General features: G+C 38.3%; 16 protein-coding genes. 5 read left to right on the top strand and 11 right to left on the bottom strand.

The features are described 5' to 3' along the window. Positions 1–24: 24 nt before the first annotated feature. Genes ACNQGS_RS11765 through ACNQGS_RS11750 form a run of 4 tightly spaced genes read right to left on the bottom strand, consistent with a single transcriptional unit; the run spans position 25 to position 2,798 of the window. Positions 25–921, bottom strand: coding sequence for an RluA family pseudouridine synthase (locus ACNQGS_RS11765; protein WP_491487444.1), 897 nt, complete (start codon positions 919–921; stop codon positions 25–27). A 17-nt stretch (positions 922–938) separates the two neighbouring features. Next, positions 939–1,733: an NAD kinase gene (locus ACNQGS_RS11760; RefSeq protein ID WP_213116596.1), complete on the bottom strand. Its 795-nt coding sequence runs from the start codon at positions 1,731–1,733 to the stop codon at positions 939–941. A gap of 43 nt (positions 1,734–1,776) precedes the next feature. Beyond that, positions 1,777–2,415: a GTP diphosphokinase gene (gene yjbM, locus ACNQGS_RS11755; protein WP_213140991.1), complete on the bottom strand. Its 639-nt coding sequence runs from the start codon at positions 2,413–2,415 to the stop codon at positions 1,777–1,779. Positions 2,416–2,438: 23 nt separating this feature from the next. Next, positions 2,439–2,798 (bottom strand): UPF0738 family protein, encoded by a 360-nt coding sequence (locus ACNQGS_RS11750; protein ID WP_491487443.1) that lies wholly within the window; start codon positions 2,796–2,798, stop codon positions 2,439–2,441. A gap of 120 nt (positions 2,799–2,918) precedes the next feature. Between ACNQGS_RS11750 and ACNQGS_RS11745 the strand changes: the two genes are divergently transcribed. The 4 genes from ACNQGS_RS11745 (at position 2,919) to ACNQGS_RS11730 (ending at position 5,349) form a co-directional block, all read left to right on the top strand. Next, positions 2,919–3,497 (top strand): CYTH domain-containing protein, encoded by a 579-nt coding sequence (locus tag ACNQGS_RS11745; RefSeq protein WP_491487442.1) that lies wholly within the window; start codon positions 2,919–2,921, stop codon positions 3,495–3,497. A 134-nt stretch (positions 3,498–3,631) separates the two neighbouring features. After that, the gene (locus tag ACNQGS_RS11740) at positions 3,632–4,039 is read left to right on the top strand and encodes a globin domain-containing protein (protein WP_491487440.1); all 408 of its coding nucleotides are present in this window, start codon (positions 3,632–3,634) and stop codon (positions 4,037–4,039) included. Then, positions 4,036–4,902, top strand: a complete 867-nt coding sequence (locus ACNQGS_RS11735; RefSeq protein WP_491487439.1) for a ClpXP adapter SpxH family protein — start codon at positions 4,036–4,038, stop codon at positions 4,900–4,902. Before ACNQGS_RS11740 ends, ACNQGS_RS11735 begins: the two co-directional genes overlap by 4 nt. A 297-nt stretch (positions 4,903–5,199) precedes the next feature. Next, a complete protein-coding gene (locus ACNQGS_RS11730) occupies positions 5,200–5,349 on the top strand; it encodes a hypothetical protein (RefSeq protein ID WP_491487438.1) in 150 nt (49 codons plus the stop codon). Positions 5,350–5,492: 143 nt separating this feature from the next. Here the strand turns inward: ACNQGS_RS11730 and pepF are convergent, their stop codons facing one another. From pepF to spxA, 5 genes are all read right to left on the bottom strand, one after another. Then, a complete protein-coding gene (gene pepF, locus ACNQGS_RS11725) occupies positions 5,493–7,316 on the bottom strand; it encodes an oligoendopeptidase F (RefSeq protein ID WP_491487437.1) in 1,824 nt (607 codons plus the stop codon). Between the two features lie 126 nt (positions 7,317–7,442). After that, positions 7,443–8,624 (bottom strand): competence protein CoiA, encoded by a 1,182-nt coding sequence (locus ACNQGS_RS11720; protein ID WP_491487436.1) that lies wholly within the window; start codon positions 8,622–8,624, stop codon positions 7,443–7,445. A 106-nt stretch (positions 8,625–8,730) separates the two neighbouring features. Next, on the bottom strand, positions 8,731–10,242 hold the full coding sequence (gene cls / locus ACNQGS_RS11715; RefSeq protein ID WP_491487463.1) for a cardiolipin synthase: 1,512 nt from the start codon (positions 10,240–10,242) through the stop codon (positions 8,731–8,733). 80 nt (positions 10,243–10,322) lie between these two features. Continuing rightward, a complete protein-coding gene (mecA, locus tag ACNQGS_RS11710; protein ID WP_491487435.1) occupies positions 10,323–10,994 on the bottom strand; it encodes an adaptor protein MecA in 672 nt (223 codons plus the stop codon). Between the two features lie 348 nt (positions 10,995–11,342). Beyond that, on the bottom strand, positions 11,343–11,738 hold the full coding sequence (gene spxA, locus ACNQGS_RS11705) for a transcriptional regulator SpxA (RefSeq protein WP_042455300.1): 396 nt from the start codon (positions 11,736–11,738) through the stop codon (positions 11,343–11,345). 566 nt (positions 11,739–12,304) lie between these two features. Between spxA and ACNQGS_RS11700 the strand changes: the two genes are divergently transcribed. Continuing rightward, positions 12,305–12,490: a hypothetical protein gene (locus ACNQGS_RS11700; RefSeq protein WP_213140998.1), complete on the top strand. Its 186-nt coding sequence runs from the start codon at positions 12,305–12,307 to the stop codon at positions 12,488–12,490. A 46-nt stretch (positions 12,491–12,536) separates the two neighbouring features. Here ACNQGS_RS11700 and ACNQGS_RS11695 read toward each other — a convergent pair whose 3' ends face one another. Both ACNQGS_RS11695 and ACNQGS_RS11690 read right to left on the bottom strand, forming a co-directional pair. After that, positions 12,537–13,475 (bottom strand): ABC transporter ATP-binding protein, encoded by a 939-nt coding sequence (locus ACNQGS_RS11695; RefSeq protein ID WP_464493428.1) that lies wholly within the window; start codon positions 13,473–13,475, stop codon positions 12,537–12,539. Beyond that, positions 13,476–14,519 carry an ABC transporter ATP-binding protein gene (locus ACNQGS_RS11690; protein ID WP_491487434.1) on the bottom strand — a complete coding sequence of 348 codons (1,044 nt, stop codon included), beginning with the start codon at positions 14,517–14,519 and terminating at the stop codon, positions 13,476–13,478. Between the last annotated feature and the right edge of the window lie 2 nt (positions 14,520–14,521).

Genomic DNA, 14,521 nt, shown 5'->3' with positions numbered 1-14,521 from the left:
AAAAATAAAAGAAGGCTGGCCTTTTTAGTCATGACCAGCCTCTATTAATTTCTTCATATCATCCGGCAAAGGTGCCGTAAAGGTCATTTCCTCCCGGGTAAGGGGATGAATGAAGTGGACTTCTTTACAATGTAACGCCTGCCTATCAATTAACGAGGTGTCTCCCCCATATAAGTCATCACCGAGAAGAGGATGACCCAAGTAAGACATATGGACCCTGATTTGATGGGTCCGTCCGGTTTCCAGGCTCAGCTCAACCTGGGTAAATTCCCTATGCCTTGATATGACTCGGTAATGGGTACAGGCATATTGTCCACCCTCACGGACCTCCCTTTCGATGATGCTTTCCGCTTTACGTCCGATTGGGGCGTTTACCGTGCCTCTGTCCGCCGACAACAAACCGCCTGCAAATGCTTCATAGGTTCGTTTCACTTGAGATTTCCGCTGCATTAAACTAAACAAATGATGAACATGACGATGTTTAGCCACTAAAACAATCCCTGAAGTATCCCGATCTAGCCGGGTTACAATGTGGGCTGTAGCAGTTAGTCCTGTTTTTTGATAATATCCTACTAGGGCATTTGCTAGGCTCCCGGCAGGATGCTCCCGTGACGGAATTGTACTCATACCGGCAGGTTTAACGACAACCAGCAAAAATTCATCCTCAAACAGAATCGTCATTGGAAGCTTCTCTCCCGGAAAACTAGGGCTCTCGGAAGGGAATATCACTGTCAGTACATCCCCTTCAACGAGCTTATACCTTACATTTACATCTTCACTGTTGACAAGGATTCTCCCGCCCTTGAATTTAATATCCGTCAGAGCAGTCCGAGAGATTTCTTCCATCTTTAAAAACTCTTTAATGAGCAATCCGGCACTATTATCATCAATACTCCACTGAAGTTGAAAATTTTTTGTCATACCGTGTTTTCCTTCATTTAGTCCGAAATAAATGAATCATGTACTCTTTTCCAGAAAGGAAACGGGCGGAACCTAGCAAAGCGGATTTTTTCCTCTGGAACCCGGAATTGGATTGACTTTACATCCTTATGAAGCAGGGTTAAATGATCAATTGTAATCTGGAAATCCGTCCGATTTACGGGCTTTAACATACATGTGTGGTGTGCTGGCAGAATAAGCGGCGAACCCACTGTTCTGAAAACCCTGTTGTTAATGGATGCCATTTCCGCCACTTGAAGGGCTTGGATGGACGGGTGAATAATAGCTCCGCCTAGTGCTTTATTATAGGCTGTACTTCCGGAAGGGGTAGAGATACAAAGACCATCACCACGAAATCTTTCAAAATGCTGGCCGCGTATTTCTACATCCATGACCAGCGTTCCCTCCACACCCTTTACGGTAGATTCATTCAACGCTAGGTACCTGGATTCCTTACCCGCATGGGAATAACGAATAATGACCTCCAAAAGTGGATATTCAACAACCTGAAACGGTGTCTTTGCAATGGCAATGACCAGCTTTTCGATTTCCTCAGGGGTCCAATCTGCATAAAAACCGAGGTGCCCAGTATGGATCCCAACAAATGCAGTTTTATCCAAACGGCTGCTGTAACGGTGGAAAGCATATAAGAGCGTCCCGTCTCCTCCTACGGAGATGACGATATCCGGCTGGTCTTCATCGTACTTTAACTCAAAATCCAGCAAATAGGTCCTCATTTTATGCATAAGAATATTTGATTTTTGATCCCCTTTAGATGTTATCGCAAATTTCATCTTTTTTACCCCTTGTATTGGAATAATCATAATAAACAGCGGCTCATTTTTTTTCTTCTTGGGCTGTTTCCTTCTTTCTCGTAAAAAAAGCCTGTGCTTCTTTAATTTCACCGCGGATAAGTGACATTTCCTCATCTAAACGGAATGCCGCCTCTGCCGCACGCTGGAGGCGCATTTTTATATCAGTAGGAAAAGCACCTTTATACTTATAGTTTAAAGAGTGTTCAATGGTTGCCCAAAAATTCATGGCCAATGTACGAATTTGTATTTCGGCTAGAATTTTCTTTTCCCCGTGGATGGTTTGCACCGGGTATTGAATGACAACGTGATAGGAACGGTATCCACTGATTTTTTCATGAGAAATATAATCCCTTTCCTCCACTATTTCAAAATCATTGCGGTTTCGGAGCAGCGAAACGACCCGATAAATATCCTCCACAAACTGGCACATAATCCGAAGGCCGGCAATATCCTGCATTTCTTCTTCAAGTTTATCTAAAGGTATTCCTTTTTGGTTTGCTTTATCTAAAATACTGGCAATTGGCTTTACCCTACCGGTTACAAATTCAATCGGTGAATGTGTCGAATCGAGTTCAAATTGACCTCTCATTCCCTTTAATTTTATCTTGAGCTCATTAATTGCCTGCTTATAAGGGGTTAAAAATTGGTCCCAATGCTTCATGACTCCACCTCGACAAGAACAAATTATGGATGAAAAACCGTTTCTGCTTTTTCAACCATTTCTTTACCGTAATTGCTATTTCCTTTTATGTTGTTAATAATAAAATCAAACTCTTCCTTAAAACGCTGAAGTTCTATTTTTTCATTTCCGTCGGATATCCAAACCGAAAGTTCTGCAGCCATTTTCAGGTCGGGCCAGATTGGTTCTGGGAGCACGATGTATGTATAGTCATCTGAATCTTCCATTAGATAAATAAAGGAATAATGTTCTGAATCCACAAGGATTTGTTCGGCCGGAACTAAACCAGTTATTGCTTCCGATACTTCTAAAACAAGTGCATTTTCCATTATATTTGCTGCTTGGACTATTAGTTTTTTCCTCATTTTTTACCTCCATCTTCCATACCCACTATTTTAACATAATTCCTCATTTCTCCCAAGGATTGCAGTTTCCACTGAAGATGAGATAATGTAAATAATTTTTATCGGAAAGGAAGACAAACGATGCCGCAAAATATTGAAATAGAATTTAAAAACATGCTGACAAAAGAAGAATATTTAAGATTATTAAACGATTTTCAAATTGATGAAATAAACATTTTTTCTCAGGAGAACCATTACTTCGATACGAAGGATTTTGCCTTAAAGGATAGGGGTTCAGCTTTAAGAATTCGGTTAAAAAAGAATAGCTGGGAAATGACATTAAAGCAGCCTGCAGAAATCGGACTTCTTGAAACAAATCAAATACTTAGCGAAAAGGAGGCTCTAGAAGCAATTCAATTTGGGAGACTTCCTTCGGGCCAAATAAAGGTGATCATAGAAGAAATAGGTATCCCCTTTGGTAAATTGGTTTATTTCGGATCTTTGGCAACAAGACGCGCTGAAGCTGCGTTTAAGAAAGGCGTTCTCGTTTTCGACCACAGTATTTACCTAAATCAAGAGGATTTTGAACTAGAATATGAGGCTGAAAACTTTCAGGAGGGGCAGGAAGTCTTTTTGCAGCTGTTAAAAAATTATCAAATTCCTGTTAGAAAAACAGAAAACAAAATTCGCCGCTTTTACAGGCAGAAATACTTCTTATAAATTAGTTTCGTAAGAAAATCCATATTGGACACATTAATAATATCCTTTTTTCTGGAGCAATTCATTTGAGATAAAAATTAGGCATTGTTAAAATGAATGTAAACTTGATGATGACGAGAGGAGGAGTTGTCAACATGATGAATAATCAGCAAACACCATTTGAGGTTATTGGAGAAGAAACGCTCCATCGTCTTGTGGACACTTTTTATGGCCTTGTTGCACAACATCCTGACCTTGCTCCTATATTCCCAAATGACTTTTCTGAAATTGCCCGTAAACAAAAGCAATTTTTAACCCAATATTTAGGCGGCCCTCCACTTTATACTGAGGAACATGGACACCCGATGATGCGCGCCCGCCATCTGCCCTTTCCGGTTACGCCAATACGTGCCAAAGCCTGGCTATCATGCATGACCAAAGCAATGGATAAAACCGGCATAGAAGGACCGATTAGGGATGACTTTTATTCCAGGCTTTTTCTAACTGCCCAGCACATGATAAATACACCTGACGATCAAGAAAATTCCGGTGAGTCATCGTGAATAATTTTGATTACTCAAATTCTTTGCAGCCAATCAATAGCAGCGATAAAAAACCGATAGAAATTTATTTATTTATTGATCCGCTTTGTCCCGAATGCTGGTCACTTGAGCCTATCATGAAAAAGCTTCAGATTGAGTATGGACGTTACTTTTCTACCAAGCATGTGTTAAGTGGAAAATTAACGGATTTAAATGTAAGCCGTAAAAAAAATGTTGAAAACCTTGCGCAGGTTTGGGAGAAAACAACGAGCAGGTCAGTAATATCTTGTGAAGGAAATCATGGGTTTGAAGACCCTGTAGATGCTCCCTATAATGTATCGATTGCATTAAAAGCAGCAGAACTTCAAGGGAGACGTGCAGGAATCCGCTTCCTCCGCTCAATCCAAGAGGTATTATTTTTGGAAAAAAGGAATATTTCAGATTTAGGAGTATTAAGAGAGTGTGCGGATAAAGCAGGTCTTGAAATTCAAGAATTTCTTCAAGACATGCATTCAGAAAGTGCTGCAAAAGCTTTTCAGTGCGACCTGCAAATTACTTCCGAAATGGAAGTTCGCGAAATTCCTACTCTTGTCTTCTTCAATGAGAACGTTGAAGAAGAAGGAATAAAAATAACAGGAACATATCCATATGAGGTTTATGTTCAAATTCTGGAGGAAATGCTCGCAGAAAAACCGATCAAATCTCCACTGCCTCCACTGGAAACATTTTTAAAGAATTTTAAATTTGTCGCCTCAAAGGAAATTGCACTTGTATATAATATGACCATTTCACAAATTGAACGGGAAATGAAAAAATTGCTTCTTAAGCAGGTGGTGCAGCAAATCCCTGCAAAGTTCGGGACCTTTTGGAAGTATATTGAGTAGTTTATGATCATGTATAACAGAAATGCCCTGCAGCCATCAACTGCAGGGCATTTCTCTTAATACGAACAAAGGGGATGGGAGAAATTTTTCACGGTCAAACAAAGGGGTATATGTTTGTTGTGATCAACTTCACGTATTAAATATAGCATGGGCTGAAAGGGGTGACAATAAGTTTGTGCTTTATTTCACATTATTGTCAAAATATCATAAATTCATAGAGTAGACCATAAATATTAAGGAAAGATATTTTCTAAAAAAGGATGGATTAAGAAATTGAAAAAGTTCTCCATTACACTGATGATTCTTTTTTTTATTTTCGCATTTTTTTTACAAGTACTGGCACTCTTAAAAATTTTCCCAATTATAATTAGCATCCCCGTATTGTTTCTTTCCATCTTAATCCCCAGCATCTCCATCAATGACAGAAAAAAATTTAAGGGATTTTAAATGAAAACTCGCCGATTGGCGAGTCCGATAGGACGAAGACAGAGGCGTAGTTGAATTTATGCGTTAGGAAAGTATAAATTTGTAAAAATTTATACTTTCCTATTAGCGAAAAGGGATGGCGACTATACCATCCCTCATTTTCTTTATTTTTTTAGCAATAGTTGTTCTAATTCACCTAGTTTTTCTTCAAACACCTTGCAGGCATCCTTGATTGGCTCGGAGCTTGTCATATCTACTCCGGCTTTCTTTAATACTTCAATTGGATAATCGGAGCTTCCCGCACTGAGGAATTCAATATACCGTTTTACGGCTGGCTCGCCTTCCTCTAAAATCTGCTTGCTTAAGGCAGTTGCCGCGCTGAAGCCTGTCGCATATTGGTAAACATAATAGTTGTAATAGAAATGCGGAATGCGGGTCCATTCAAGGCCGATTTCCTCATCAATGACAATATCCTCTTCACCGAAGTACTTTTTATTTAATTCATAGTAAGTTTTTGTTAATGACTCTGCCGTTAATGCCTCATTATTCTGCGCCATCTGGTGGATTAAATGCTCGAATTCAGCAAACATCGTCTGACGGAATACCGTTCCTCTAAAGCCTTCCAAATAATGATTCAACAGATAAATCCGCTTTTGTTCATCATCAATTGTTTTTAACAAATAGTCGTTCAGCAGCGCCTCATTGCAGGTAGAAGCAACCTCAGCAACAAAAATCGAATAGTCCCCATATGGGAACGGCTGATTCTTCCTTGTGTAGTAGCTATGAACAGAGTGACCAAATTCATGAGCTAAGGTAAATAAATTGTTAACGTTATCCTGCCAGTTCATCAGGATATATGGATGCGTTCCGTATGCTCCTGAGGAGTAAGCCCCGCTGCGCTTGCCTTTATTCTCATGGACATCGACCCAGCGGTTTTCAAAGCCTTCTTTTAGAATCTGGGCATACTCATCACCTAACGGGGCCAGTCCTTTTATAACAAGATCTTTTGCTTCTTCATACTTAATTTCCATTTTCACATCTTTAACTAGTGGTGTGTACAAATCATACATATGTAGCTCCTGAACCCCTAATACTTGTTTGCGGAGCTTTACATAACGATGCAGCAGATGCAGATTCTCATTAACGGTATTCACTAAGTTATCATAGACCGTTTCAGGAATATTATTAGCAGCAAGGGCAGAGTGTCTTGCTGAGTCATAGTTCCGGACCCGCGCATTAAAATTATCCTTTTTTACATTCCCGCTTAAAGTACTTGCAAATGTATTTTTAAACTGTCCATAGGTTTGATATACACCTTTAAAAGCGTCATGCCTTACCCTCTGGTCCTCGCTTTCAAGGAACCGGATATAACGGCCATGTGTAATTTCAACCTCGTTGCCATTTTCATCCTTAATGGATGGGAACTCCAAATCGGCATTATTCAGCATACCAAATGTATTACTAGACGCATTCATTACTTCACTCGCCTCAGCAAGCAGAGCTTCCTCTTCCGCACTCAATACATGCGGCCGTTGCAAATTAATTTCTTCAAGAGCATGTTCATATAGCTTTAATTCTGTTTTTTCATTTAAAAAGCCAGTTACTTTACTTTCGTCAATTGCAAGAATTTCTGGAACAATAAAGGCAAATTGGCTCGCCGCTTGAGAATAAAGATTTTTCATTCGATCATCCAAGCCCTGATAAAAAGAGTTTGTCGTATCTTGGTCGTATCTCATATGTGAATATGTATAGAGCTTGCCGATTCTTTCAAAAAGCTGGTCCTGAAATTGAAGGGCTTTATAAAGCGTCTCTGCACTTTCTCCCAATTTTCCTTCGAACTGTTTAATTCCCGGAATTTGTGCCTTCACCTCTTGGAATTCTTTTTCCCATTCCTCATCGCTTGCAAAAATATCCTCTAGCTTCCACGTATCTTCAACTGGAATTTCACTTCTTGCCGGGAGTGGCTTCACAGCCGTTTCATTTGTCATGATTGATCCTCCATTTCCATTCGATAATCCAATATCACTTTATTATATTCCATTTTTTCTTTATTTTTCCTCCTTTACGCTTAGAAGCAGTAAAGCCTCTCCTATATTATGCCCTGTCATCTATTTTCATTTATTATTTTGATAAAATATTGACTTTGCCTCATCCTTTTCCCGGTTTGATTGAGGAATCTTGATGTTTCTGTTTATTTCGCATATCCAATCCCCTTTCCGAATTAAAACGCCCAATTCAATCAGCTTCCGGAAATATTCTATGACCGGTATCATCGGATTAATAGTTTCTAGTAACGGTAAAGTTCGGATCGTAATATCTTTTTTGGAGATTCTTTTCTGCACCTGGTAATGTATATCCTGATACGAGATCAATGCTCCGGGATTTTTATCAGCTAGACAATCAAGGAATAAGTAGCTTTGCCATACAACTGGAGGGGTTTGAATATAAACTGCATGAGGAACTGGCAGGCCTATTTCTGGTGGCAATAAAAAGAGATTTAAATTTCGCTGATAAATTTCACGAAGAAAGGGATTTTTCACGGCACCTGCATGAAGAACCCAACTAATTTGATAATTTTCTGCGGCTTCCTTCCACTTTAATAGGTTAATTTTCCATTTATCGGGCTTAGGATTGAGCAAATCCTCAAGTCGCAAACGGTCAAGGGAATTGAATGATTGCTCCGCAAAAGCATTTTTAATTGAATAAGGAGTAATGGAACTAATTAATTGGAAGGCTTTCTTTTCAGGAGAATAGCAGGGAATATACAACTGACCTCTACTGCCCGTTCGTAAAAAAAAGTAATGAAAATTGGATAAAGAAATGATGTGGCAGTTTTTTTGATGAATGTGATGGCTGGAGATGATCCATAGAGGTGTATAGTGATGTTCAAGGTAGTTTTTTGTTCTTTTCCAAAATATTTCTTCTGATAGTGTGGAGCACTGAAACTCTAGGGCAAATCTCTGACCATTATGTTCAAACATGATATCGGGACGCTGTTGCATTTTCCGATCATAAAATTCGAGGATACAAGAAATTTTTTGCATGCTTAGCCAATGATATAACTGAAGCTTTCCTTCAATATGATTGACGGACTCTACTTCGTATAGTTCGCAGCAGGTGCTTCCTTTTTTATGGGCAAAATGGAATATTCGCTGCTCACCAAGCTTTAATGAAACATTTTCCCCACAGACAGGACATATGAACTCCTCGGTTTTTCTAAGGCTTAAAAGTGCTTCTTTCGAGTACCCATTTCCAAGCGAAATTTGTTTACCTGTTATCGTCTGGGCTGTTAACAATTGGAATCCTCCCCCTTCTTTTCTTCTCCAATTCGACTAAACATGCCAAAATCCCTTTACAAAAAAAATAAAAACCCGCCGGCATCGACGAGTTTTAACAAAATTTTCACAATAACGGTGAGAGCAGTCTTGCAGTGGATTCTAGCAACCGATACCCTAAATGCCGCTGTTGGAATGTTTTTAAATCTAATTGTATTGCAAATTCCAAATCGTTTAGGTATTCTGCAACAAGCTTTTGGGTACTTTTCGTCCGAAAAAGGAACGCATTTACCTCAAAATTCAAATGAAAGCTTCGCATATCCATGTTAGAGGTTCCTATTGAGGCCAATTCCCCATCAACAATGACAATTTTGCTGTGCATAAACCCTCTTTCGTATTCAAACACCTTTACTCCAGCCTCTAAAAGCTCAGGAAAATAGGATCTTGAAGCATGAAAGACAATCCGCTTATCCGGGCGGTTTGGAACTAGGAGCCGTACATCAATTCCACTTAAGGCGGCTACTTTAATGGCGGAGAAAATATCCTCATCTGGTATAAAGTATGGCGAAGCAATCCAGACTGATTTTCTTGCCGATCCAATCATGGAGAAAAATATATTCTTGATGACACTCCATTCGTTATCCGGACCTCCTGCGATTAACTGAACGCCACCGTGGCTTTTGTGGTCAATTTGTGGAGATAAGTATTCTGCCGTCAGAAAACTATGATTCGTCATATAATACCAATCCTGGAGAAAAATCAGCTGCAGAGTCCGCACCGCTTCGCCCCGAAGCATCAAATGGGTATCCCGCCAGAAACCGATATCCTTATTTCGTCCCAGATATTCATCGCCAATATTTAATCCGCCGACAAACCCAATATTCCCGTCTATGACAATTATTTTTCGGTGGTTACGGAAATTAAACTTATTATTTAAAAAAGGCAATTTTACCGGCCCAAATGGAACAGTTTCAATTCCTGCATTCTTTAGATCATTGATATAAGCTTTTGAAAGCTGCCAGGACCCAACGGCATCAAACATAAAACGAACCTTTACTCCTTGTTTCACTTTTTCAATTAAAATATTCTTTATTTCTTGGCCAATCTGATCATGCCTAATAATATAATATTCTAGATGAATATGGTGCCTCGCCCTTTTTAGCTCTTTCATTATATGATAAAAGGTTTCCTCACCGTTTGTTAAAACCTTGGTTGCTGTATCAAAGGATATTGGACTATTCCCCAGTTTTTGAGCAAGCATAAATAATTTGCCTTGATGCTCCCCCATTAACTGCAGTTTTTCTTCACTCCTTGGATCATTTTCACCCTCAATGGTTAAGAAAGCCTGTTTATCAAGAAAATACTTTTTTCTAAACATCCGTTCCTTTCGATAATTCCTGCCAAATAGAAGATAAAAAATAAACCCCACCAGCGGAAAGCTTCCAAGAACAACCAGCCATGTTATAGTTTGTGTAGGATGTCGGTTTTCCAAAAATATTACAAAACCGATAAAAATGACTGAAAGCGAAATCATTACACTTAGGAATCCTAAAATGCCACTCTCCAACTGATTTTTGAAAGCAAAAAGAAGAATTGAAAGAACCAACAAAAATATGACAACCCGAACCGTATTCTTCAGTGTCCTCACCTGCTTTGAAACACCCATATTTAAAGTCAGATAAAATAATACCGATTTCAACTGTGAAATCGGTACTTTTTTTAGCTAAAATGGTTTCGAATAACTTCAAAAACATTCTCAGCAATTATTTCTTTACCGTACTCCTGAATTCGGTGAATCGTTAACTGTGTTTCATACCCATATTCCAGCAATACGCTTAAAACATCATCAATCTCATCTTCCCCGAAAACCTCTTCAGGAAATTCAGTATATAAGTAATACTTACCTTCAAAGTGATATAGCGTTGTGACTAAGTTATTAAGACCCGGTCTTTTTGCCAAACTGATCACATCTTCAAAATCTTTAAAAGCAAGAATAAACTCCAAACTATCTTCTTCAAGAAGGACTTCTTCTTCATCTGAATAATTTGGATTAAAATGCTGATCTAAAAGTTCTTCAATCTTATCATCAACAGGCAAATCCTTAATTTTATCATTAGGAATAGGAAGTTCAAATTTCTGGCCATCTTTGGAAAGCTGCGCTTTGGTCACAAGTACCTCTAACCCTTTATCCAAGGCTTGAACCTGAATCCATAACGGACCTTCAACCACAAACTCTTCCTCTCCATGGACTTCATCCATCATTTCCCAAAAGAGTTCTTCACTTCGTTCACGATTGTACCAAATCTCTTCCCGATCAAAGCCTCTTTCTTCTATATCACCATAGGAAATATAAAATTTAACCGTATTTTCGTTAATACGTTCAATCTCCATTTTAACCTCTCCCTTCCATTGTTCATATTGAAGGGACTAAATACCCCCAAGCAGATAACTCCCTTAGCATTCACTCTTAAAAAAAGTTTATTCAATGAAACTTTATATAAAAAAGCAAATACTCTTGTACTTTCATTTTATGATAAAAGAACAAATAAGGGAAATAAAAAAGCGCAATTTCACAAAATCCATAAATCCGCCTAATATCCAATACGAACAGTGGTCCAATCAACATTCAGAGGGAAAATTTCCAATATAGATATTCCTTTAATAATAACAAAATTCAATAAAAATTTCAAACAATAAAAACGAAAAAAAGACCTTCATAAAAAAGGTCTTTACTCTCAATTAATTTACCATCCGCTGTGCTTCTCGCAATTGATACGTTCTGACCTTTCTAGGCAGAAATCTGCGGATTTCATCTTCATTATATCCAACTTGCAAACGTTTTTCATCAATGATGATTGGGCGGCGAAGCAACCCAGGGTTTTCTTTAATTAATTTGAATAAATCCTGAAGAGGCATTGTATCCAAATTCACATCTAACTTTTGAAAGGTTTTAGATCTCGTTGAAATAATTTCATCCGTTCCATCTTCAGTCATACGTAGAATTTCTTTGATTTCTTCCATAGATAAAGGTTCTGAGAAAATATTTCTTTCCTTATATGGAATCTCATGCTCTTCTAACCATGACTTTGCTTTCCGACATGATGTACAGCTCGGTGAGGTGTATAGTGTTACCATCTGTGTTTCACACTCCTCTAATTATTTGCAAATCTATCATATATCAATCCGGAATTAGGGAAATTAACACAATTCCAATGTATTAACAGTTTATAAAATTAAAATTATTATAAATAAGGAATTTATATCACTCATTATACACTACAATATCGAAAAAAGGTATCCCTTTTTCAAAAATAATCCCTATCAGAATACCCCCTAAATTTAAGATTCCTTATTATATTAGACGAATGATTTCTGAAAAAGTTTCAAAAATTTTTTTATTTTTTTATTTTTTATTACGTTTCATTGTTAATCATACTAAAATGTTCGTATCTTTATTTATGCTTTATGAGGGTAATGCATTGTGAATTAAATCTAGTTTTTAATAACAAATAACCTGCTAGGTTTTTTTCTAAAAAATCCATTCTCAATTAAAATCACAAAATGAAAACGATATCAGTATTTAAATATAGCTTTTCATTAGTTTTTTATTTTTCTCTTTTCTTAAAGGCAAAGTTCACTTACAATAAGTGTAGTGAATAAAATAAAATCAATTCTTTGATTCATCAAATGGAGGGACAATCATGGCTGGATACATAACTGATTTAACAGTTGTTGCACTGTTAGTGATCGGGATTACAGCTTTTATGGGAGTCATCACAAACGGTATTGGTGAAAAGGTATTTGGCGGAAAACGCCGCAGCGAATTTGTCGACCAAAGTGCCAGATTTCAAACTGGCTGGAAAACCGTTGGCGGAAAAAGAAAGTAAAATAATAAAAAAACGATCTCAAAACTTGAGATCGTTTTTTTTATTATTATTTGGATTGTGCTTGATATTGTTTAAATTCTTTTTCCGAACAAAGGACAAAGTGTCCCGGCGTAACTTCACGGAACTCAACCTGCTCATTGTCCTGATAATTATGGCTTGCTGGATCATATGTTTTACGTTTGCGAGCCCGCTCACTGATCGGATCTGGAGCAGGAATTGCTGATAATAGTGATTGCGTATATGGATGAAGTGGATTTCGGTAAAGTTCATCTGACGGTGCAAGCTCAACCATTTTACCAAAATACATAACACCAATACGGTCACTGATGTATTTAACCATCGACAAGTCATGTGCAATGAACAGATATGTTAACCCTTTTTCATGCTGAAGCTTTTTCATTAGATTTACGACCTGCGCTTGAATCGATACGTCTAATGCTGATATAGGCTCATCCGCAATAATGAACTCCGGTTGAACTGCCAGTGCACGGGCAATCCCAATCCGCTGCCGCTGACCGCCGGAAAATTCATGAGGATAACGATTGGCATGTTCCTTGTTCAATCCAACAGTTTCGAGCAATTCATATACCTTTTCCATTCGCTCCTGTTTTGATTTTGCCAACCCATGAATATCGATTCCCTCGGCAATAACGTCTGCTATTTTTAAGCGGGGATTTAATGATGCATATGGATCTTGGAAAATCATTTGCATTTTACGGTTGAATTGTTTAAGTTCTTTCTTAGATTTTTTTCCATGAACATTAACACCATCATAAAGGACTTCTCCACCTGTGGCATCGTATAGACGGATAATTGTCCGGCCTGTTGTAGATTTACCGCAGCCTGATTCACCCACAAGTCCCATTACTTCTCCTTGATAAATACTAAAGGAGACATTATCAACCGCTTTTACCTCATTAGGTTTGCCTTCATTAAAATATTGTTTTAAATTCTTTATTTCTAATAATTTTTTTCTTTCACTCATTTATTTTCCCACCTTTATACCAGGGAATTGACCTTGACGCCTTTTTACAGCCTCAGGCGGTTCCACCTTAGGAGCATCCGGATGCAATAGCCAAGTGGCTGCATAATGAGTATCAGACACCTTGAAAAATGGCGGCTCCTGTTCTAGGTCGATTTTCATCACATAAGGGTTACGGGGTGCAAATGCATCACCCTTTGGCGGATCTAATAAATCTGGTGGTGTTCCCGGGATTGAGTATAATTCCTCATCATCTGTTTCCATATCCGGCATGGAGCTGATCAATCCCCATGTATATGGGTGTTTCGGTTTATAGAATATCTCATCAGCAGTCCCAATTTCTACGATTTTACCGCCATACATAACAGCGACTCGGTCAGCAACATTGGCTACAACGCCAAGGTCGTGGGTAATAAAGATGATTGATGTATCAATCTTTTTTTGCAAATCCTTCATTAATTCCAGAATTTGAGCTTGGATTGTAACGTCTAAAGCCGTTGTCGGTTCATCAGCAATTAAAACTTTAGGATTACAAGCCAACGCAATAGCTATAACAACCCTTTGTCTCATCCCGCCCGAAAATTGATGCGGATATTGATCAATACGAATTTCCGGCTTAGGAATCCCAACTAGTCTTAGAAGTTCAACTGCTCTTTCCCTAGCAGCACCTTTAGACATGTTTTGATGCTTAATCAGGGGTTCCATAATTTGATTTCCGATTTTCATTGTAGGATTCAATGATGTCATCGGATCCTGGAAGATCATCGAAATGTCCTTACCTCGGATTTTTTGCATTTGCTTATCGGTCAATTTTGTTAAATCTTTGCCTTCAAAAAGAATTTCGCCGCTTTTTATCTCGGAATTATGTTCTGGGAGCAGGCGCATAATCGACTTTGTCGTGACGGATTTTCCCGAGCCCGATTCACCAACAATCGCTAATGTTTCCCCTTTGATTAAATCAAAATTAACACCGCGAATGGCTTTGACTTCCCCGGAAAATGTATGGAACGATATATTTAAATCTTTAACTTGTAAAATCTTCTCCAATT

This window comes from Neobacillus sp. PVCKKU3, assembly GCF_058323225.1.
This window is presented reverse-complemented; position numbering and strand designations above follow the sequence as displayed.

Coding starts and splice junctions, on each gene's coding strand:
- ACNQGS_RS11765 (WP_491487444.1), bottom strand. CDS start 921: ATGACAAAAAATTTTCAACTTCAGTGGAGTATTGATGATAATAGTGCC.
- ACNQGS_RS11760 (WP_213116596.1), bottom strand. CDS start 1,733: ATGAAATTTGCGATAACATCTAAAGGGGATCAAAAATCAAATATTCTT.
- yjbM (WP_213140991.1), bottom strand. CDS start 2,415: ATGAAGCATTGGGACCAATTTTTAACCCCTTATAAGCAGGCAATTAAT.
- ACNQGS_RS11750 (WP_491487443.1), bottom strand. CDS start 2,798: ATGAGGAAAAAACTAATAGTCCAAGCAGCAAATATAATGGAAAATGCA.
- ACNQGS_RS11745 (WP_491487442.1), top strand. CDS start 2,919: ATGCCGCAAAATATTGAAATAGAATTTAAAAACATGCTGACAAAAGAA.
- ACNQGS_RS11740 (WP_491487440.1), top strand. CDS start 3,632: ATGATGAATAATCAGCAAACACCATTTGAGGTTATTGGAGAAGAAACG.
- ACNQGS_RS11730 (WP_491487438.1), top strand. CDS start 5,200: ATGATTCTTTTTTTTATTTTCGCATTTTTTTTACAAGTACTGGCACTC.
- pepF (WP_491487437.1), bottom strand. CDS start 7,316: ATGACAAATGAAACGGCTGTGAAGCCACTCCCGGCAAGAAGTGAAATT.
- mecA (WP_491487435.1), bottom strand. CDS start 10,994: ATGGAGATTGAACGTATTAACGAAAATACGGTTAAATTTTATATTTCC.
- spxA (WP_042455300.1), bottom strand. CDS start 11,738: ATGGTAACACTATACACCTCACCGAGCTGTACATCATGTCGGAAAGCA.
- ACNQGS_RS11700 (WP_213140998.1), top strand. CDS start 12,305: ATGGCTGGATACATAACTGATTTAACAGTTGTTGCACTGTTAGTGATC.
- ACNQGS_RS11695 (WP_464493428.1), bottom strand. CDS start 13,475: ATGAGTGAAAGAAAAAAATTATTAGAAATAAAGAATTTAAAACAATAT.